The 19,132-nt window shown below is 59.8% G+C and carries 18 protein-coding genes; 14 read left to right on the top strand and 4 right to left on the bottom strand.

Features of this window, described 5'->3' with window-relative positions; all coding sequences use genetic code 11:
• Positions 1 to 25: 25 nt before the first annotated feature.
• Genes ACS5Q8_RS27910 through ACS5Q8_RS27890 form a run of 5 tightly spaced genes read left to right on the top strand, consistent with a single transcriptional unit; the run spans position 26 to position 4,013 of the window.
• Positions 26 to 994, top strand: coding sequence for a sulfonate ABC transporter substrate-binding protein (locus tag ACS5Q8_RS27910; protein ID WP_276195352.1), 969 nt, complete (start codon positions 26 to 28; stop codon positions 992 to 994).
• Between the two features lie 25 nt (positions 995 to 1,019).
• Complete coding sequence (gene ssuD / locus ACS5Q8_RS27905) at positions 1,020 to 2,168, top strand: FMNH2-dependent alkanesulfonate monooxygenase (RefSeq protein WP_247402582.1); 1,149 nt, start codon at positions 1,020 to 1,022, stop codon at positions 2,166 to 2,168.
• Positions 2,169 to 2,177: 9 nt separating this feature from the next.
• Entirely contained in the window at positions 2,178 to 2,966 is a 789-nt protein-coding gene (ssuC, locus tag ACS5Q8_RS27900; protein WP_443697281.1) for an aliphatic sulfonate ABC transporter permease SsuC, read from the top strand.
• Positions 2,963 to 3,769: an aliphatic sulfonates ABC transporter ATP-binding protein gene (gene ssuB / locus ACS5Q8_RS27895; RefSeq protein ID WP_276195349.1), complete on the top strand. Its 807-nt coding sequence runs from the start codon at positions 2,963 to 2,965 to the stop codon at positions 3,767 to 3,769. The genes ssuC and ssuB overlap by 4 nt, the downstream gene beginning before the upstream one ends.
• Positions 3,770 to 3,797: 28 nt before the next feature.
• Positions 3,798 to 4,013 (top strand): TOBE domain-containing protein, encoded by a 216-nt coding sequence (locus tag ACS5Q8_RS27890; RefSeq protein WP_003213899.1) that lies wholly within the window; start codon positions 3,798 to 3,800, stop codon positions 4,011 to 4,013.
• 35 nt (positions 4,014 to 4,048) lie between these two features.
• Here ACS5Q8_RS27890 and ACS5Q8_RS27885 read toward each other — a convergent pair.
• The 3 genes from ACS5Q8_RS27885 to ACS5Q8_RS27875 all read right to left on the bottom strand — a co-directional run bounded on the left by ACS5Q8_RS27885 (position 4,049) and on the right by ACS5Q8_RS27875 (position 7,882).
• A protein-coding gene (locus tag ACS5Q8_RS27885; protein ID WP_465159113.1) for an IS3 family transposase occupies positions 4,049 to 5,424 on the bottom strand; the annotation gives its coding sequence in 2 pieces (ribosomal slippage) (positions 4,049 to 4,921 and positions 4,924 to 5,424; 1,374 coding nt in all).
• A 178-nt stretch (positions 5,425 to 5,602) separates the two neighbouring features.
• On the bottom strand, positions 5,603 to 6,244 hold the full coding sequence (locus ACS5Q8_RS27880) for a TetR/AcrR family transcriptional regulator (RefSeq protein WP_276195348.1): 642 nt from the start codon (positions 6,242 to 6,244) through the stop codon (positions 5,603 to 5,605).
• 261 nt (positions 6,245 to 6,505) lie between these two features.
• The gene (locus ACS5Q8_RS27875; protein ID WP_247402177.1) at positions 6,506 to 7,882 is read right to left on the bottom strand and encodes a glutamine synthetase family protein; all 1,377 of its coding nucleotides are present in this window, start codon (positions 7,880 to 7,882) and stop codon (positions 6,506 to 6,508) included.
• Positions 7,883 to 8,160: 278 nt separating this feature from the next.
• On the opposite strand from ACS5Q8_RS27875, the gene ACS5Q8_RS27870 reads away from it, so the two are divergent.
• The 8 genes from ACS5Q8_RS27870 (at position 8,161) to ACS5Q8_RS27835 (ending at position 16,943) form a co-directional block, all read left to right on the top strand.
• Entirely contained in the window at positions 8,161 to 8,463 is a 303-nt protein-coding gene (locus ACS5Q8_RS27870) for a glutamine amidotransferase (protein ID WP_276195347.1), read from the top strand.
• Between the two features lie 88 nt (positions 8,464 to 8,551).
• On the top strand, positions 8,552 to 9,910 hold the full coding sequence (locus ACS5Q8_RS27865; protein ID WP_426099941.1) for a glutamine synthetase family protein: 1,359 nt from the start codon (positions 8,552 to 8,554) through the stop codon (positions 9,908 to 9,910).
• A gap of 58 nt (positions 9,911 to 9,968) precedes the next feature.
• Positions 9,969 to 11,333 carry an aspartate aminotransferase family protein gene (locus ACS5Q8_RS27860; protein ID WP_426099942.1) on the top strand — a complete coding sequence of 455 codons (1,365 nt, stop codon included), beginning with the start codon at positions 9,969 to 9,971 and terminating at the stop codon, positions 11,331 to 11,333.
• A 205-nt stretch (positions 11,334 to 11,538) separates the two neighbouring features.
• Positions 11,539 to 12,633 (top strand): polyamine ABC transporter substrate-binding protein, encoded by a 1,095-nt coding sequence (locus ACS5Q8_RS27855; RefSeq protein WP_276198008.1) that lies wholly within the window; start codon positions 11,539 to 11,541, stop codon positions 12,631 to 12,633.
• 209 nt (positions 12,634 to 12,842) lie between these two features.
• Positions 12,843 to 13,937 (top strand): polyamine ABC transporter substrate-binding protein, encoded by a 1,095-nt coding sequence (locus ACS5Q8_RS27850; protein ID WP_426099943.1) that lies wholly within the window; start codon positions 12,843 to 12,845, stop codon positions 13,935 to 13,937.
• A gap of 65 nt (positions 13,938 to 14,002) precedes the next feature.
• Positions 14,003 to 15,145, top strand: a complete 1,143-nt coding sequence (locus ACS5Q8_RS27845) for an ABC transporter ATP-binding protein (RefSeq protein WP_276195345.1) — start codon at positions 14,003 to 14,005, stop codon at positions 15,143 to 15,145.
• Entirely contained in the window at positions 15,142 to 16,062 is a 921-nt protein-coding gene (locus tag ACS5Q8_RS27840) for an ABC transporter permease subunit (protein WP_426099944.1), read from the top strand. The genes ACS5Q8_RS27845 and ACS5Q8_RS27840 overlap by 4 nt, the downstream gene beginning before the upstream one ends.
• Entirely contained in the window at positions 16,059 to 16,943 is an 885-nt protein-coding gene (locus ACS5Q8_RS27835) for an ABC transporter permease subunit (RefSeq protein ID WP_247402191.1), read from the top strand. The genes ACS5Q8_RS27840 and ACS5Q8_RS27835 overlap by 4 nt, the downstream gene beginning before the upstream one ends.
• Positions 16,944 to 17,091: 148 nt before the next feature.
• Here ACS5Q8_RS27835 and ACS5Q8_RS27830 read toward each other — a convergent pair whose 3' ends face one another.
• Positions 17,092 to 17,733 (bottom strand): HD domain-containing protein, encoded by a 642-nt coding sequence (locus ACS5Q8_RS27830; protein ID WP_276195344.1) that lies wholly within the window; start codon positions 17,731 to 17,733, stop codon positions 17,092 to 17,094.
• A 333-nt stretch (positions 17,734 to 18,066) separates the two neighbouring features.
• On the opposite strand from ACS5Q8_RS27830, the gene ACS5Q8_RS27825 reads away from it, so the two are divergent.
• Positions 18,067 to 19,032, top strand: a complete 966-nt coding sequence (locus ACS5Q8_RS27825; RefSeq protein WP_465159662.1) for a GlxA family transcriptional regulator — start codon at positions 18,067 to 18,069, stop codon at positions 19,030 to 19,032.
• The last annotated feature ends 100 nt before the right edge of the window (positions 19,033 to 19,132 follow it).

The following is a 19,132-nucleotide window of genomic DNA, read 5'->3' as shown; positions in this document are numbered from 1 at the left end:
CAATCGCATTTTTGGAGAGAGCGCCATGCGCACTGTCATCTTGCGTCGTGGTCTGGTCGCACTGTTTGCTGCGGCTGTGTCCTTCGGCGCCATTGTTCAAGCCCACGCCGCCGAAACCCTGCGGATCGGCTATCAGAAATACGGCACCCTGGTGCTGCTCAAGGCCAAGGGCACCCTGGAAAAGCGCCTGGCCGCCGACGGTGTGCAGGTGCAGTGGACCGAGTTCCCGGGCGGCCCGCAATTGCTCGAAGGCCTGAACGTCGGCTCGATCGACTTCGGCGTCACCGGTGAAACCCCGCCGGTATTCGCCCAGGCCGCCGGCGCCGATCTGCTCTACGTGGCCTACGAGCCGCCGGCACCGACCAGTGAAGCGATCCTGGTGCCGAAAGACTCGCCGATCAAATCGGTGGCCGAGCTCAAGGGCAAGAAAGTCGTGCTCAACAAAGGCTCCAACGTTCACTACCTGCTGGTGCGTGCCCTGGAAGATGCCGGCCTGAAATACACCGACGTGCAGACCGTGTTCCTGCCGCCCGCCGATGCGCGTGCTGCGTTCGAGCGTGGCAGCGTGGACGCCTGGGTCATCTGGGACCCGTATCAGGCCGCCGCCGAGAAACAACTGCAAGCCCGAACCCTGCGTGACGGCACCGGGATTGCCGACAACCATCAGTTCTACCTGGCCACCAAGCCCTACGCCGAAAAACACCCCGAAGTGATCAAGGCGCTGGTGGAAGAAGTGCGCGCGGTGGGCGACTGGTCCAAGGCCAACCCGCAGGAAGTCACCGAACAAGTTGCGCCGCTGCTCGGCCTGCCGGCGGACATCACCCTGACCTCGGTGAAACGCCAGGGCTACGGGGCGCTGTTCCTGACTCCGGCCGTGGTCGCCGCGCAGCAGAAGATTGCCGACAGCTTCTATCAACTCAAATTGATCCCCAAACCCTTGAGCATCAAGGACGTGATCTGGACGCCGCCCGCTGCTGTGGCCAAAGCGCCGTAATCCGACTTCTTCAGGAGACAACTCCATGAGCCTCACTATTTTCTGGTTCCTGCCTACCCACGGCGACGGCCATTACCTTGGCACCGCCGAAGGCGCTCGCGCCGTCGATCACGGTTATCTGCAGCAAGTGGCCCAGGCGGCTGACCGCCTCGGCTTCGGCGGGGTGTTGATCCCCACCGGGCGCTCCTGCGAAGACTCGTGGCTGGTGGCCGCTTCGCTGATCCCGGTGACCCAGCGTTTGAAGTTTCTTGTGGCCCTGCGCCCCGGGATCATTTCCCCGACGGTGGCCGCGCGTCAGGCCGCGACCCTCGATCGCCTGTCCGGCGGCCGTGCGCTGTTCAACCTGGTGACCGGCGGTGACCCGGAAGAACTGGCCGGCGACGGTTTGTTCCTCAGTCATGAGGAGCGCTACCAGGCCTCGGTGGAGTTCACCCGCATCTGGCGCCGCGTGCTGGAAGGCGAAACCGTGGATTACGACGGCGAACACATCAGCGTCAAAGGCGCCAAATTGCTTTACCCGCCGATCCAGCAACCGCGTCCGCCGCTGTACTTCGGCGGCTCCTCCGAAGCCGCCCAGGACCTGGCAGCCGAACAGGTAGACATGGTGCTGACCTGGGGCGAGCCACCGGCTGCGGTCGCGGAAAAGATCGAACAGGTACGGGCCAAGGCCGCGAAACTCGGGCGCACTGTGCGCTTCGGCATTCGTCTGCATGTGATCGTGCGCGAAACCAACGATGAAGCCTGGAAAGCCGCCGACAAACTGATCTCGCACCTGGACGACGACACCATCGCCCGCGCCCAGGCCTCCCTGGCGCGTTTTGATTCGGTCGGCCAGCAGCGCATGGCGGCCTTGCATGGCGGCAACCGCGACAACCTCGAAGTCAGCCCCAACCTGTGGGCCGGCGTCGGCCTGGTACGCGGCGGTGCCGGCACCGCGCTGGTGGGCGATGGCCCGACGGTTGCGGCGCGGGTCAAGGAATACGCTGCGCTGGGCATCGACACGTTTATTTTCTCCGGTTATCCACACCTGGAAGAGTCGTATCGCGTCGCCGAGTTGCTGTTCCCGCACCTGGATATCGAACGTCCCGAGTTGCCGAAAAGCGCTGGGTACGTCAGCCCGTTCGGCGAAATGGTCGCCAACGACATCCTTCCCAAAGCTGCGTCACAGAGCTGAGGCGGCGCCATGAATCTGGAAAAACTGAGCCACCGCGTGGCGCCTTGGGTGCTGCCGGTGTTGCTGTTGGCGGTGTGGCAGTTGTCGGTGTCGGCGGGTTGGTTGTCGACGCGCATTTTGCCGGCGCCGAGTGCGGTGATCGAGGCCGGGGTCAACCTGGTGCGCAGCGGCGAAATCTGGACGCACCTGGCCATCAGCGGCTGGCGTGCGGGCCTGGGCTTTGTGATCGGTGGCAGCATCGGCCTGGCCCTGGGCTTTATCACCGGGTTGTCGACGTGGGGCGAGCGCCTGCTGGACAGCTCGGTGCAGATGATCCGCAACGTGCCGCACCTGGCGCTGATCCCGTTGGTGATCCTGTGGTTCGGCATTGACGAGACCGCGAAAATTTTCCTGGTCGCCCTTGGCACGCTGTTCCCGATCTACCTCAACACGTATCACGGCATCCGCAATGTCGACCCGGCGCTGGTGGAAATGGCGCGCAGCTACGGCTTGTCCGGCTTCAGCCTGTTCCGCCAGGTGATCCTGCCGGGCGCGCTGCCGTCGATTCTGGTGGGGGTGCGTTTTGCCCTGGGCTTTATGTGGCTGACGCTGATCGTGGCGGAAACCATCTCGGCCAGTTCCGGCATCGGTTACCTGGCGATGAACGCGCGTGAATTCCTGCAAACCGACGTGGTGGTGCTGGCCATCGTCATGTACGCGGTCCTCGGCAAGCTGGCCGACCTCGCGGCGCGTGGCCTGGAGCGTGTGTGGCTGCGCTGGCATCCGGCCTATCAAGTGAATAAAGGAGGTGCGGCATGACCGCTCAACAACCTCCGCGCCTGCTGAACGGCATTCCGCTGGCGGTGCGCAAGTTGCGCAAGGCCTTTGGGTCGCGGGAAGTGCTCAAGGCCATCGACCTGCACATTCCGGCGGGCCAGTTTGTCGCTGTGGTCGGCCGCAGTGGCTGCGGTAAAAGTACCTTGCTGCGCCTGCTGGCCGGCCTGGACAAAGCCAGTAGCGGTGAGCTGCTGGCCGGCGCCGCGCCGCTGAGCGAGGCGATTGAGGACACGCGATTGATGTTCCAGGAAGCGCGTCTGCTGCCATGGAAAAAGGTCATCGACAACGTCGGCCTCGGCCTCAAGGGCAACTGGCGTCCCAAGGCGCTGGAGGCGCTGGAAGCGGTCGGCCTGGCCGAGCGTGCCAATGAATGGCCGACCGCCTTGTCCGGTGGCCAGAAGCAGCGTGTGGCCCTGGCGCGTGCGCTGATTCACCAGCCGCGTCTGCTGTTGCTCGATGAGCCGTTGGGCGCGCTGGATGCGTTGACCCGCATCGAGATGCAGCAACTGATCGAAAACCTCTGGCAGAAGCACGGTTTCACCGTGTTGCTGGTGACCCACGACGTCAGCGAAGCCGTGGCCATTGCCGACCGGGTGATCCTGATCGAAGACGGCGAAATCGGCCTCGACCTGATCGTCGACCTGCCGCGTCCACGCGCCCGAGGCTCGCATCGCCTGGCGGCGCTGGAAGCACAAGTGCTCAACCGCGTGTTGTCGCTGCCCGGTAGCCCGCCGGAACCCGAACCTGTTTCACCGCTGCCTACGCAATTGCGTTGGGCGCAATAACTCACTTGTCCCCTAAAGGAAAAACGACATGACTATTAAAGCCATCAACGTGCGTAACCAGTTCAAAGGCACCATCAAGGAAATCGTCGAAGGCGACGTGCTCTCGGAAATCGACGTGCAAACCGCGTCCGGCATCGTGACGTCGGTGATCACCACCCGTTCGGTCAAGGAGCTGGAGCTGGTGATCGGCAGCGAGGTGATTGCCTTTGTGAAATCCACCGAGGTGTCGATCGCCAAGTTGTGATCGTGAAGTGCGCCCCAAAAGTTGGACAGTGATTGTTAGGCTACAGCGGACCTGGCTCTGTACGCTACAGGGCTCAGTCCGCCAAGTTTCGTTTTGATTCGCTTATGGTTGTAGTAATGGATGTATTCAGCCAGTCCAGCCTGCAACTGAGCCACACTCTCGAAGCTTTCCCGGTAGTAAAACTCTGACTTCAACGTGCCGAAGAAGCTCTCCATTGTGGCGTTGTCATAGCAGTTTCCTCTGCGTGACATGCTCTGTTCCAACCCTGCTTTTTCTAGTCGATCCCGGTACTTCGGGTATCGATAGTGCCAACCTTGATCCGAGTGCAACATGGGCTTGACGCCCTCAGGCAAGCGCTCAAGAGCTTGTTCCAGCATGTCGCCCACCAGGGCATATTGGGGGCGCGTGGCGGTTTGATAGGCCACAATTTCTCCGTTGTACAAGTCTAAAACTGGAGACAGATATAGCTTTTCGCCTGCCACTTTGAACTCGGTGACATCCGTTACCCATTTCTGATTCGGTTGCTCAGCCTCGAACTGACGAGCCAGGATGTTAGGCGATACTTCTCCCATTGGTCCTCGATACGATCTGTATTTCTTCGGTCGCACCGTACATTTCAGACTCAACTCCCCCATCAGTCGCCGCACAGTTTTACTGTTGATCAACTGTCCGTCGCTCCGCAGAGCTAAAGTCATACGGCGATAGCCGAATCGCCCCTTATGCTCGTCTTGAAGGCTCTGGATAGAGGCTTTTAGCGAAACGAACCGGTCTGCTCCGTCCATCGCCTTGAGTTGGTAGTAGTACGTGCTGCGGGCGAGCCCAGCCAGCTTGAGCAAATGGTCCAAGGGGAAGCTGTGCCTCAACTCAGAGACTAATTGGGCTTTTTCTTCGCTTCTTTCTCGCGCCTCATCACTGCCTCGCCTAACTCCCCAAGCTTTTTTAGGTAGGCGTTCTCCATGCGCAAATACTGGAGTTCATCAAGTAAAGCCTTGTGAGCACGTTCTTGGTCGGTGAGTGGAATGGCCGTTTTTCGAGGTTTAGCAGGTAGCTTGGACATAGCGGTATTCGATCCTTTTTCCCCTGAGGCCAGGGCTTCAATACCGCCACTGTAATACTGCTGCTGCCATCTGCCCACTTGGGTAGAGTCACCCAGATTGAAGAGTGCCGCTGCGCGGCGAAAAGAAAGGGAGTCACGCCACATGCGTTGCAGAACGGAGAACTTGAACAAAGCACTGTAACGTCCACCGGTACTACTCAGACTGGCCTCACCGTGCAGCCGGTAAGCTTCCACCCAACGGCGAAGTAAAGTGGGGTCCATTTGAAATCGAGCAGCAATATGGCGAAAGCCTCGGCCTCGTTCCAGGAAGGCGGTAATGGCGGAAAGCTTGAACTGCGTTGTGTACTTGCTCATGAAAAAGCCCCAGGAGTTGGATGGGTGTCCAACTTCTGGGGCGCACTTCATCGCTTGAGGCCGCTATCGGGAGCAAGTCGAATCGTCGCAAGCCCCCTCCCACATTTTGATCTGTGAATACATTCAACATGTGGGAGGGGGCTTGCTCCCGATGAGGCCCGGCCCGGAGACGCATCCATCAGGCAGTAACGCCCCGCTTGGGCAAATACGCCGGCAAATACAGCCCCATATACGCATCGAACACCCGCATGCCTTCCTCCGCCATACGCGGCGTGATCAGCCCATGCTGATGCACCGAGCGCGCATACACGCGATCACTCAGCTCCAGCGCTAACGCAAACACATCCATGTCCGCAGGCAAGCTCGGCACTTCAAAGTGCCGGTTGAATACGGCCAGCATCAAGTCACCCAACTCCAGATCGTGCTGGCGGTCCGCCTGATTCACTTCGGTCAAACCGTGCTGCGTCAGGATCAACTGGCGGGCGGCGGCGTCGTTGCTGTAGATGGTGAGCATGCGCTGTTCGACGATGTAAGACAGGTCGCGCCAATACTTGAGCGAATCATGCTCGATGGGCGCCAGGATTGCGGCGCGGAATGCCGCATGGACGTCCGCGGTCAACGCTTCCAGCAGTGCTGGCACACTGGCGAAGAAGTGATACACCGACGACGGCGGAATCTGTGCGCGCTCGGCCACGCTGTAGATCGACAAACCGGCCACGCCTTCGGACGCCAGCAACGTTCGGGCGGCGTCGAGGATCGCGTCGATCCGGGCCTGGCTGCGGGCGCGGGGTTTGCGAGGGGCGGCGGGGCGGGTGGTCATGGAAGTCTCCTACAAGGCAGCGGGCATTGTATGAGCAGGAGCCTGTGTTGTCTGCCAAGCCGCCATCGGGGGCAAGTCGAATCGTCGCACCGCCCCTCCCACACTCGAACCGGTTTCTTCAGGAAAACTCGTTCAACTGTGGGAGGGGCGGTGCGACGATTCGACTTGCTCCCGATAAGGCCAACTCGGTCTACCAAAAGCAACCCATAAAAAAACGCCACAGACCAAAGGCCTGCGACGTTTTTTCAGTGCAACCACCGCTTACACGGTATGCAGGTACCAGTTGTACTCAAGGTCGGAGATGGAGTGTTCGAACTCTTCCAGCTCACTTTCCTTACAGGCGACGAAGATATCGATGTATTTAGGATCGATGTACTTGGCCATCACCTCGCTGTCGTCCAACTCGCGCAGGGCATCGCGCAGGTTGTTCGGTAGGCTTTGTTCGTTCTGCTCGTAGCTGTTGCCTTCCACCGGAGCGCCCGGTTCGATCTTGTTGGTCAGACCGTGGTGTATGCCTGCCAGGACCGAAGCCATCAGCAGGTAGGGGTTGGCATCGGCACCGGCTACGCGGTGTTCGATACGCACGGAGTCAGCCGCGCCGGTCGGTACGCGGATGGCGACGGTGCGGTTGTCCAGGCCCCAGCACGGCGAGTTCGGCACGTAGAACTGTGCGCCGAAACGACGGTAGGAGTTGACGTTAGGGCACAGGAACGCCATTTGGGCGGGTAGGGTCTCCAGCACACCGCCGATCGCGTGACGCAATGCGGCGTTCTGCTCGGGATCCTCGCTGGCAAAAATATTCTTGCCGTCCTTGTCCAGGATCGAAATGTGTACGTGCAAACCGTTGCCTGCCTGGCCTGGGTAAGGCTTGGCCATGAAGGTGGTGTCCATCTCATGGTCGTAGGCGATGTTCTTGATCAGGCGCTTGAGCAGTACCGCGTAGTCGCAGGCCTTGATCGGGTCGGCCACGTGGTGCAGGTTCACTTCGAACTGCGCCGGGGCACTTTCCTTGACGATGGCGTCAGCCGGGATGCCTTGCTCTTTGGCACCTTCCAGGATGTCCTGGAGGCAGTCGACGTATTCGTCGAGGTCGTCGATCAGGTAGACCTGTGTCGAGTGCGGACGTTTGCCGGAGATCGGCGAGCGGGGCGGTTGTGGGCGGCCGTTCACGTTCTCCTGGTCGATCAGGTAGAACTCAAGCTCGAAGGCAGCGCAGATGGTCAGACCGAGTTCGTCGAATTTGCTCACAACTTGTCGGAGCACTTCGCGCGGATCGGCGAAGAAAGGTTCACCTTCAATTTCGTGCATGGTCATCAGCAGTTGCGCGGTAGGGCGCTTTTGCCAAGGTTCATTGCACAGGGTGTCGGGGATTGGATAACAGATTCGGTCAGCATCACCGATGTCCAGACCCAGGCCGGTGCTTTCCACCGTTGAGCCGTTGATATCCAGGGCAAATAAAGAGGCAGGCAGGTTAATGCCTTTCTCGTAAACCTTGTGGAGGCTGGTGCGTTCGATGCGCTTACCGCGCACCACACCATTCATATCCGCAATTAGAAGGTCTACGTACAGAACCTCAGGATGATCCTTAAGGAACGCGTTCGCTTCGTTAAGCTGAACGGCACGCGGGGGTACCGACATGATGCAACACCTTTGTTGTTAAAAATATCAATCATTGATCTTTTCTGGTTTCAGTCAACCCGAACCGCATGCCGAAGTCAAGCGAGGCCTTTTTTGCCCCAAAAAAGCGCCTGGTGGGCTTTTTTGGGGCTTTTTGGGGCGGTTTTGTCGGTTTGACCGGCTCGGGACTAGCAGGCTTGAGCGGGCCGTGTTGTATTTTTTACGGGGGTGTTGTGTAAAAAAATGAACAAGGCTAAGCTCGATTAAAACCCATAACAGCAATAATACCGGGGTGCTTCATGTCTGGCCTGCCGATAATCGGCATCACCACCTGCTCGAAACAGGTCGGTCTGCATGCTTTTCACAGCTATCTCGAATGTTGCGAACGCGCATTCCCGTCGACGATTCAATCCCCGATAAATTCCCTCGATCCGGTCATTATTCTTGACGGCCAGGATGCTGTTCGCGTTACCCGTTCATTTTTTTACACCCGCCCTTTCCATGACGCCGATCCGGCCTTTTTTGCGGTTGCCGCTCATTATCCTGCACGGGAGGCAAGCCTTTTGCTTAAGGAGTGCAACGGCACCCCAAATGGCGGTTAAGCTCCCACTCTGATGAACCAGCGACGCCGATGCGTCAACCAAAGCCTGACCTTTAATGGACGTCAGGAAACCCAGCCCAGAGGCATTTATGAGTAACAACCTCGACCAGCTCACCGATTGGTTGAAAGACCACAAGATCACAGAAGTCGAATGCATGATTGGCGACCTCACCGGCATCACCCGGGGCAAGATCTCGCCGACCAACAAGTTCATCGCCGAAAAAGGCATGCGCCTGCCCGAGAGCGTTCTGTTGCAGACCGTGACCGGCGACTATGTCGAAGACGACATCTATTACGAATTGCTCGACCCGGCCGACATCGACATGATCTGCCGCCCCGACCAGAACGCGGTGTTCCTGGTGCCGTGGGCCATCGAGCCCACCGCCCAGGTGATCCACGACACCTACGACAAGCAAGGCAACCCGATCGAGCTGTCGCCGCGCAACGTGCTCAAGAAAGTCCTCAAGCTCTACGCCGACAAAGGCTGGCAGCCCATCGTGGCGCCGGAGATGGAGTTCTACCTGACCAAACGCTGCGAAGACCCGGACTTCCCGCTGCAACCGCCGATTGGCCGTTCCGGCCGTCCGGAAACCGGCCGGCAGTCCTTCTCTATAGAAGCGGCCAACGAATTCGACCCGCTGTTCGAAGATGTCTACGACTGGTGCGAACTGCAGGAGCTGGACCTCGACACCCTGATCCACGAGGACGGCACGGCGCAGATGGAAATCAACTTCCGTCACGGCGACGCCCTGTCCCTGGCCGACCAGATCCTGGTGTTCAAGCGCACCATGCGTGAAGCCGCGCTCAAGCACAACGTGGCCGCCACCTTCATGGCCAAGCCGATGACCGGCGAGCCCGGCAGCGCGATGCACCTGCACCAGAGCATCATCGACCTCGCCACCGGCAAGAACGTCTTCTCCAATGAAGACGGGACCATGAGCCAACTGTTCCTCAACCACATTGGCGGACTGCAGAAATTCATCCCGGAATTGCTGCCGCTGTTTGCCCCCAACGTGAACTCGTTCCGCCGCTTCCTGCCGGACACTTCCGCGCCGGTGAACGTGGAATGGGGCGAAGAAAACCGTACCGTCGGTCTGCGCGTACCGGATGCCGGCCCGCAGAACCGTCGTGTGGAAAACCGCCTGCCCGGCGCTGACGCCAACCCGTACCTGGCGATTGCCGCCAGCCTGTTGTGCGGCTACATCGGCATGGTCGAAGGGCACAACCCGAGCGCGCCGGTCGTCGGCCGTGGTTACGAACGGCGCAACCTGCGCCTGCCGTTGACCATCGAAGACGCCCTGGAACGCATGGAAAACAGCAAGACCGTCGAGAAATACCTGGGTCACAAATTCATCACGGGCTACGTCGCGGTCAAGCGGGCCGAGCATGAAAACTTCAAGCGCGTGATCAGTTCTTGGGAGCGGGAATTTCTGCTCTTTGCCGTCTGATGCGCCGGGCGCGCCCTTTAAACGGTGCGCCCTTCACTGAAAAGTCTAGGAGATTGGTATGTCCAGCAACAACCCGCAAACCCGTGAATGGCAAGCCTTGAGCAATGATCACCACCTGGCGCCGTTCAGCGACTTCAAACAGCTGAAAGAGAAAGGCCCGCGGATCATCACTAAAGCCCGCGGCGTTTACCTGTGGGACAGCGAAGGCAACAAGATCCTCGACGGCATGGCCGGCCTGTGGTGCGTGGCGATCGGTTACGGTCGCGATGAACTGGCTGATGCCGCCGCCAAGCAGATGAAAGAACTGCCGTACTACAACCTGTTCTTCCAGACCGCCCACCCGCCGGTGCTGGAACTGGCCAAGGCGATCTCCGACGTCGCACCGGCCGGCATGAACCACGTGTTCTTCACCGGCTCCGGCTCCGAAGGCAACGACACCATGCTGCGCATGGTCCGCCACTACTGGGCGATCAAGGGCCAGCCGAACAAGAAAATCATCATCAGCCGCAAGAATGGCTACCACGGATCCACCGTGGCCGGCGCCAGCCTCGGCGGCATGACCTATATGCATGAACAGGGCGACTTGCCGATCCCGGGTATCGTCCACATCGCCCAGCCTTACTGGTTTGGCGAAGGCGGCGACATGAGCCCCGAAGAGTTCGGGGTGTGGGCCGCCAACCAGCTCGAAGAGAAGATCCTGGAACTGGGCGTGGACAACGTCGGTGCCTTTATTGCCGAGCCGATCCAGGGCGCCGGTGGCGTGATCGTGCCGCCTGACAGCTACTGGCCGCGCATCAAGGAAATCCTCGCCAAGTACGACATCCTGTTTGTCGCCGATGAGGTGATCTGCGGTTTCGGCCGTACCGGCGAGTGGTTCGGCAGCGATTTCTACGACCTCAAGCCCGACATGATGACCATCGCCAAGGGCCTGACCTCGGGTTACATCCCGATGGGTGGCCTGATCGTGCGCGACGAGGTGGTTGCGGTGCTGAATGAAGGCGGCGATTTCAACCACGGCTTCACCTATTCCGGTCACCCGGTGGCAGCAGCGGTGGCTCTGGAAAACATCCGTATCATGCGCGATGAGCAAATTATTAAGCGTGTGCATGACGAAACGGCACCCTATTTGCAGAAACGTCTAAGGGAGCTGGCTGATCATCCCTTGGTGGGTGAAGTGCGCGGTGTTGGCATGCTCGGTGCAATTGAACTGGTTCAGGACAAAGCGACGCGCAAGCGTTACGAAGGCCGTGGCGTTGGCATGATTTGCCGAACCTTCTGCTTCGAGAATGGCCTGATCATGCGCGCCGTGGGGGACACCATGATCATTTCGCCGCCGCTGGTGATCAGCAAGACCGAAATTGACGAGCTGGTGACCAAGGCTCGTCGTTGCCTGGACCTGACTTTGGCGGCATTGCAGGGCTAGGTGCTAGGCTCAGAACGCAGTCGCTCTTGGGCGCTGCGTTCGGGCAGTTACAAAAGAGCGGGTTGGTTGAAGCCAGCCCCCTAACTTGCCAGATTGTTGTCCTGTTTTGCTGCCCTTCGACGGGCTGCCAAACAGCTATATATCGATGAAGTATGTTGCGGTCCAAAAAAGAAAATCGGAGCATCACCAAATGAAGGCATTAGGTTTGAAGAACGCTGGCAAGACCCTCCTCGCGTTGTCCCTGATGGGCGCAATGGCGGGCGCGGCCCAGGCAGGCGATAAAGTGCTGCACGTCTACAACTGGTCCGACTATATTGCTCCGGACACCATCGCCAACTTTGAAAAAGAGTCGGGCATTAAAGTGGTGTACGACGTATTCGACAGCAACGAGACCCTCGAAGCCAAGTTGCTGGCAGGCAAGTCCGGTTACGACATCGTTGTACCGTCGAACAACTTCCTCGCCAAGCAGATCAAGGCCGGCGTCTACCAGGAGCTGGACAAGTCCAAGCTGTCCAACTACGAAAACCTGAACACGTCCCTGCTCAAGGCCGTGTCGATCAGCGACCCGGACAACAAACACGCGTTCCCCTACATGTGGGGTTCGATCGGCATCGGTTACAACCCGGAGAAGGTCAAGGCCGCGCTGGGCGTCGACAAGATCGACTCGTGGGACATCCTGCTCAAGCCGGAAAACATCGCCAAGCTCAAGAGCTGCGGCGTGAGCTTCCTCGATTCGCCAACCGAAATGTTGCCGATCGCGCTGCATTACCTGGGCCTGCCGACCGACAGCCAGAAGAAGGCTGACCTCAAGCAAGCCGAAGACCTGTTTCTGAAGATCCGTCCTTCGATCGGCTACTTCCACTCGTCCAAGTACATCTCCGACCTGGCCAACGGCAACATCTGCGTAGCCGTGGGTTACTCGGGTGACATCCAGCAGGCCAAGTCCCGCGCGGCTGAAGCCGGTGGCAAGGTCAAAGTGGCGTATGACATTCCGAAGGAAGGCGCCGGTAGTTTCTATGACATGGTCGCCATCCCTAAAGATGCCGAAAACGTCGAAGCCGCCTACAAGTTCATGAACTACCTGCTCGAGCCGAAAGTCATGGCTGCGATCACCAACAGCGTGCGTTTCCCGAACGGTAACGAGAAAGCCACCGCATTGGTCGACAAAGACATCACCAGCGACCCAGGCATCTACCCGCCAGCGGATGTGCAAGCCAAGCTGTATGCCATTGCCGACTTGCCGGCGGCGACTCAGCGTGAAATGACACGCAGCTGGACCAAAATCAAATCGGGCAAATAAGCCTTAAAACCTGTGGGAGCGGGCTTGCTCGCGAAGGCGGAGTGTCAGTCGCCGATGTTCTCGGATGGTACGCCGCCATCGGGAGCAAGCCCCCTCCCACACATTAAATGACATAAAGTTTTGCCGGATCGGTTTATCGAGGGTAAGTTGCGCGCCGGTTTTGTTGCCGGGCAACAACTTTGGGCCCAACTATTTAAGAGGACCTCCACTTGCCATTTTCTTTATTTCGCCAAGCCTTGCTGGTAGGTGCAGGTATCACGCTGGCCGTCAGCGTGCAGGCCGCATCGACTGTGCATGTTTATAACTGGTCGGACTACATCGGCCCCGACACCCTGGCCAACTTTGAAAAGGCCTCCGGTATCAAGCCGGTGTATGACGTGTTTGATTCCAACGAAACCCTGGAAGGCAAGTTGCTGGCCGGGCGTACCGGTTACGACGTGGTGGTGCCGTCCAATCACTTCCTCGGCAAACAGATCAAGGCCGGGGCGTTCCAGAAGCTCGACAAGTCGTTGCTGACCCACTACGCCAACCTCGACCCGGCGCTGCTCAAGCGTCTGGAAAAGAACGACCCGGGCAACCAATACGCGGTGCCGTACCTGTGGGGCACCAACGGCATCGGTTACAACGTCGATAAAGTCAAAGAAGTGCTGGGCGTCGACAAGATCGACTCCTGGGCCGTGCTGTTCGAGCCGGAAAACATGAAGAAGCTGGCGAAGTGCGGCGTGTCCTTCATGGACTCGGCAGATGAAATGCTGCCGGCGGTGCTCAACTACATGGGCCTGAACCCCAACAGTGAGAATCCCGAAGACTACAAGAAGGCCGAAGCGAAACTGCTGAAAGTGCGGCCTTATGTGACCTACTTCCATTCTTCCAAATACATCTCCGACCTGGCCAACGGCAACATCTGCGTGGCGGCCGGGTTCTCCGGCGATGTGTTCCAGGCCAAGGCTCGCGCAAGCGAAGCGGGCAAGGGCGTGAATATCGCCTACGCGATTCCGAAAGAAGGCGGCAACCTGTGGTTTGACGTGCTGGCGATCCCCAAGGACGCGACCAACGTCAAAGAGGCCCACGCCTTCATCAACTATTTACTGCAACCTGAGGTTATCGCTCAGGTCAGTGATTACGTCGGTTATGCCAACCCTAACCCAGGGGCGGACACACTGATGGAACAATCGATACGCACCGACGAAGCGGTTTACCCACCGCAGGCGGTTCTCGACCGGACATTTGTCAACGTCGAGCTACCCCCGAACGTGCAGCGTTTGATGACCCGTAGCTGGACCAAGGTCAAGACGGGCAAGTAAGGCTCAAATTATCCTGGGTTCGCCCGCCTCGGGCGAACTGCATTTTTTTTTCGGGAGTTTCGTAAATGGCAGTTGCCTCCGGCGCCTATAAGAAAGCCCTCGAGGGCGACCAGACACCGAAAAAGGTGCTGGTCAAAATCGACCGGGTCACGAAGAAGTTCGACGAGACGATTGCGGTGGACGATGTGTCCCTGGAAATCAAGAAAGGCGAGATCTTCGCCTTGCTCGGCGGTTCGGGTTCGGGCAAATCCACCTTGTTGCGTATGCTCGCAGGTTTTGAGCGCCCAACCGAGGGTCGCATCTACCTCGACGGTGTGGACATCACCGACATGCCGCCCTACGAGCGGCCGATCAACATGATGTTCCAGTCCTACGCCCTGTTCCCGCACATGACTGTGGCGCAGAACATCGCGTTTGGTCTGCAGCAGGACAAGATTCCCAAGTCCGAAGTCGACGCCCGCGTGACCGAGATGCTCAAACTGGTGCAGATGAGCCAGTACGCCAAGCGCAAGCCGCACCAGTTGTCCGGCGGCCAGCGTCAGCGTGTGGCCCTGGCCCGTTCCCTGGCCAAGCGCCCAAAACTGTTGCTGCTCGATGAGCCGATGGGTGCCCTCGACAAGAAACTGCGTTCGCAGATGCAACTGGAACTGGTGGAAATCATCGAGCGCGTCGGCGTGACCTGCGTCATGGTGACCCACGACCAGGAAGAGGCCATGACCATGGCCGAGCGCATCGCGATCATGCACCTGGGCTGGATCGCGCAGATCGGCAGCCCGGTCGACATCTACGAGACGCCGACCAGCCGGCTTGTGTGCGAGTTCATCGGCAACGTCAACATCTTCGACACCCAGGTGGTCGACGACGCCGAAGGCCACGCGGTGCTCCAGTGCCCGGACCTGGACCGTGACATCTATGTGGGCTACGGCATCGCCACTGCGGTGGAAGACAAGTCGGTGACCTACGCCATTCGCCCGGAAAAACTGCTGGTCACCACTGAAATGCCGACCTGCGAGCACAACTGGTCCAGCGGCAAGGTCCACGACATCGCCTACCTCGGCGGGCACTCGGTGTTCTACGTGGAGTTGCCGAGCGGCAAGCTGGTGCAGTCCTTCGTCGCCAACGCCGAACGCCGTGGCCAGCGGCCGACCTGGGGTGACCAGGTCTACGTGTGGTGGGAAGACGACAGCGGCGTGGTACTTCGCTCATGAACATGAAGAAATTCAAGCGGCGCTTGCACCGCATAATCCCCAGTGGCAAGCAGGTGGTCATCGGGATTCCCTTCCTGTGGCTGTTCCTGTTTTTCGCGCTGCCGTTTTTCATTGTCCTGAAAATCAGCTTTGCCGAAGCCGATGTGGCGATTCCGCCCTACACCGAGATCTACACCTACGTTGAGCAGAAGCTGCAACTGGTGCTCAACCTCGCCAACTACAGCTTGCTGGCGGGCGACGAGTTGTACATCGCCGCGTACCTGGGTTCGCTGAAGATGGCGTTCTTTAGCACCTTGCTGTGCCTGCTGATCGGTTACCCGATGGCCTACGCTATTGCCACCGCGCGCAAAGAGATGCAGACCGTGCTGGTGCTGCTGATCATGATGCCGACCTGGACCGCGATCCTGATCCGCGTGTATGCGTGGATGGGCATCCTTAGCAACAATGGTTTGCTCAATAGCTTCCTGATGTCCATTGGGCTGATCAACGAACCGATTCAAATCCTCAACACCAATATCGCGGTGTATATCGGCGTGGTCTATTCGTACCTGCCGTTCATGATCCTGCCGCTGTACGCCAACCTGGTGAAGCACGACCAGAGCCTGCTGGAAGCTGCCTCGGACCTCGGTTCGAGCACCTTCAACAGCTTCTGGAAGATCACCGTGCCGCTGTCCAAGAACGGCATCATCGCCGGTTGCATGCTGGTGTTTATCCCGGTAGTCGGCGAGTTCGTGATCCCGGAACTGCTCGGCGGCCCGGAAACCCTGATGATCGGTAAAGTGTTGTGGCAAGAATTCTTCAACAACCGTGACTGGCCGGTGGCTTCCGCCCTGGCGGTGGTGATGCTGGCGATCCTGATCGTGCCGATCATCCTGTTCAACCGCAGCCAAGCCAAAGAGATGGAGGGCAAGATATGAAGCGCGTCAGTTTCTCAAGCTTCATGCTGGTGGCGGGGTTGTTGTTCATCTACCTGCCGATGCTGATCCTGGTGATCTATTCGTTCAACGAATCCAAGCTGGTGACGGTGTGGGGCGGTTGGTCGATCAAGTGGTACGTGGGCCTGTTGGACAACACCCAATTGATGGGCTCGGTGGCACGCTCGCTGGAAATCGCTTGCTACACGGCCATCGCGGCCGTGGCACTGGGTACGCTGGCGGCGTTCGTGCTGACGCGCATCAGCCAGTTCAAGGGCCGCACGCTGTTTGGCGGCCTGGTGACCGCGCCGCTGGTCATGCCGGAAGTGATCACCGGTCTGTCGTTGTTGCTGCTGTTCGTGGCCATGGCGCAGATGATCGGTTGGCCCCAGGAACGTGGCATCGTCACCATCTGGATCGCCCACACCACGTTCTGTGCGGCGTATGTGGCGGTGGTGGTGTCGGCGCGTTTGCGTGAGCTGGACCTGTCGATCGAAGAAGCGGCGATGGACTTGGGTGCGCGGCCGTGGAAGGTGTTCTTCCTGATCACCATCCCGATGATCGCGCCGTCGTTGGCGGCGGGTGGGATGATGTCCTTCGCGCTGTCGCTCGATGACCTGGTACTCGCCAGCTTCGTCTCCGGCCCGGGTTCGACCACCTTGCCGATGGAAGTGTTCTCGGCCGTGCGCCTTGGGGTTAAGCCCGAGATCAACGCCGTGGCCAGCCTGATTCTGTTGGCGGTGTCGCTAGTGACCTTCCTGGTGTGGTTCTTCAGCCGTCGTGCCGAAGACCTGCGCAAGAAAGCCATCCAGCAAGCGATCGAAGAAGCCGCCGCCGATGGCTGGCAGCAGCCGGACAAGCGTCGGGCGCCTGCGCCGGTCTAACGGCCGACACCGGCTTAAAAATGTGGGAGGGGGCTTGCCCCCGATGGCGGTGGATCTGTCACAGCTTCAGTGACTGACACTCTGCTATCGGGGGCAAGTCGAATCGTCGCACCGCCCCTCCCACAGTTTTGACCGCATTCCAGGTTGATTACGCAGCCCACGGCGACTGGCGAATCACCTCGACAAAGTTCATCGGCTTGAACCCCGGCTCCTGATCCACCAGCACATCGGTCTTGACGTTGCCAAACGTGGTCTGTGGGCGATGGCGCAAGCCGTCGGCGAAGGCGCAGATGATGCACTCCTTGAACCCTTCACCGCGTGGATGCGCATGCACCACGGCTTCGCGCTGCACGGGGGTAAACGCGGCGTAGTCCATGCCCAGCACGTCCATCTCGACGCCGGCGGTGACCAGCGCCACGGTCGGGCGCAGATGTTGCGGCACACCCGGCGTCGTGTGCAGTGCGATGGACAGCCACACCTGCTCGATATCGTCATCGCTCAGCCCATACGGCGTGAGGAAGTCCGCCGCTGCGTTGGCACCGTCGACTTCGAAACGCTGGTCATCGCTGCGATGGCCTTGCACCAGGCCCAGGTCATGGAACATCGCGCCGACGTACAGCAACTCCGGGTTGTAGGCCAGTTGCTTGCGCTCACCGCTCAACGCGCCAAACAGAAACACCCGGCGCGAGTGGTGGTAGAGCAGGTCGGACTCGACGTCGCGGATATAGTCGGTGGTGGCCTTGGCCAGGGCGCTGTCCGGGATCTTGATGCCGGCGATGGTGGTGCTCATGGTCGTTCTCCGCAAGAAAGCGCCGGGGTGGCGCCGAGGAAGCCAGTCTGGTCGTGCGCCTGGGAAGGGGCTATCGCAACGAGGGTGCGATGTCGGCCAATGTGCCGCTACATCGTGCCAAGTGAAAATCGGCTAGGGTGTAGCAGGCAATATCACCCTCCAAGCCTGCGAAAATCCAAAGGTGGGAGGGGCGGTACGACGATTCGACTTGCCCCCGAGGGCGGCGGATCAGTCACTGCTTCAGTGACTGACACTCTGCTATCGGCGGCAAGTCGCACCGCCCCTCCCACAGGGGTTCTGTGTTTATCCAGTTAGGTAAAGGTGTGCCTGTTCATGAGCAAAACTGTCGCCATCCTGATCTTCCCCGGCGTCCAGTCACTGGACGTGACCGGGCCGATGGATGTGTTCTGCGAGGCGAACCGTTTTCTCGCGCCTGAAGATCACTACCAACTGGAAGTGATCGGTATCGGCCACGGCACGATGGCCTGTTCCAACGGCCTGTCGTTGCAGGCCCATCGGCATTACCGCGAAGCCTTGCAGGCGTATGACCTGTTGCTGGTAGCCGGCGGCCCACAACTGCCGTTCGAGGACTTCGGGCGTCCGTTTGATGATTGGCTGCGCGAAGCGGCAGGCAGGGCGCGGCGCTTCGGTTCGATCTGCAACGGCGCCTTCATACTCGCTCGCGCCGGTTTGCTCGACGCACGCACGGTCACCACGCACTGGGGCGATGCCGCCGACCTGGCGCGCCTGTGCCCGACCACTCGGGTCGAGGCCGACCGCCTCTACGTGCAGGACGGCAACCTCTACACCTCGGCCGGGGTCACGGCGGGGATCGACCTGTCGCTGTACCTGCTGGCCCAGGACCACGGGCCCGAAGTGGCGCTGAGCGTGGCCAAGCGCCTGGTGGTGTTCACCCAGCGCTCCGGCGGGCAGTCGCAGTTCAGTCCGTTCCTCACGCCCCACGCCGAAGCCACCTCGGCGGTGGTGCTGGTGCAGTTGTATGTGCTGGCCAACCTGACCGGCGATTTGACCATTGCGGACCTGGCCAAGGCCGCCAATATGAGTGCGCGCAACTTCTCCCGGGTGTTCGCCCGTGAAGCGCGGATCACCCCGGCGGAGTTTGTCGAGCGGGCGCGGGTGGACGCGGCGCGGGTGATGCTCGAAAGCAGCCACGCGCCGCTCAAGACCGTGGCCTATCAATGCGGGTTTCGCGATGCCCAGCACATGCGCAGTGTGTTCAACCGCCGGCTGGGGGTGACGCCACAACAGTTCCGGCTCAACTTCGCGCCGCCGGTGTAGGCACAACACCGCAGATCCAAGGTGGGAGGGGGCTTGCCCCCGATAGCGGTGGTTCAGTCATATATGCATCGACTGACACACAGCTATCGGGAGCAAACCC

The sequence above is a fragment of the Pseudomonas sp. PAMC25584 genome (assembly GCF_058135675.1).
This window is presented reverse-complemented; position numbering and strand designations above follow the sequence as displayed.

What these genes read in the sequence shown, in the direction of transcription:
- ACS5Q8_RS27910 (WP_276195352.1), top strand. Translation starts at nt 26, where the DNA reads ATGCGCACTGTCATCTTGCGTCGTGGTCTGGTCGCACTGTTTGCTGCG.
- ssuB (WP_276195349.1), top strand. Translation starts at nt 2,963, where the DNA reads ATGACCGCTCAACAACCTCCGCGCCTGCTGAACGGCATTCCGCTGGCG.
- ACS5Q8_RS27840 (WP_426099944.1), top strand. Translation starts at nt 15,142, where the DNA reads ATGAACATGAAGAAATTCAAGCGGCGCTTGCACCGCATAATCCCCAGT.
- ssuC (WP_443697281.1), top strand. Translation starts at nt 2,178, where the DNA reads ATGAATCTGGAAAAACTGAGCCACCGCGTGGCGCCTTGGGTGCTGCCG.
- ACS5Q8_RS27890 (WP_003213899.1), top strand. Translation starts at nt 3,798, where the DNA reads ATGACTATTAAAGCCATCAACGTGCGTAACCAGTTCAAAGGCACCATC.
- ACS5Q8_RS27880 (WP_276195348.1), bottom strand. Translation starts at nt 6,244, where the DNA reads ATGACCACCCGCCCCGCCGCCCCTCGCAAACCCCGCGCCCGCAGCCAG.
- ACS5Q8_RS27825 (WP_465159662.1), top strand. Translation starts at nt 18,067, where the DNA reads ATGAGCAAAACTGTCGCCATCCTGATCTTCCCCGGCGTCCAGTCACTG.
- ACS5Q8_RS27835 (WP_247402191.1), top strand. Translation starts at nt 16,059, where the DNA reads ATGAAGCGCGTCAGTTTCTCAAGCTTCATGCTGGTGGCGGGGTTGTTG.
- ACS5Q8_RS27830 (WP_276195344.1), bottom strand. Translation starts at nt 17,733, where the DNA reads ATGAGCACCACCATCGCCGGCATCAAGATCCCGGACAGCGCCCTGGCC.
- ACS5Q8_RS27860 (WP_426099942.1), top strand. Translation starts at nt 9,969, where the DNA reads ATGTCCAGCAACAACCCGCAAACCCGTGAATGGCAAGCCTTGAGCAAT.
- ACS5Q8_RS27845 (WP_276195345.1), top strand. Translation starts at nt 14,003, where the DNA reads ATGGCAGTTGCCTCCGGCGCCTATAAGAAAGCCCTCGAGGGCGACCAG.
- ssuD (WP_247402582.1), top strand. Translation starts at nt 1,020, where the DNA reads ATGAGCCTCACTATTTTCTGGTTCCTGCCTACCCACGGCGACGGCCAT.
- ACS5Q8_RS27865 (WP_426099941.1), top strand. Translation starts at nt 8,552, where the DNA reads ATGAGTAACAACCTCGACCAGCTCACCGATTGGTTGAAAGACCACAAG.
- ACS5Q8_RS27875 (WP_247402177.1), bottom strand. Translation starts at nt 7,882, where the DNA reads ATGTCGGTACCCCCGCGTGCCGTTCAGCTTAACGAAGCGAACGCGTTC.
- ACS5Q8_RS27870 (WP_276195347.1), top strand. Translation starts at nt 8,161, where the DNA reads ATGTCTGGCCTGCCGATAATCGGCATCACCACCTGCTCGAAACAGGTC.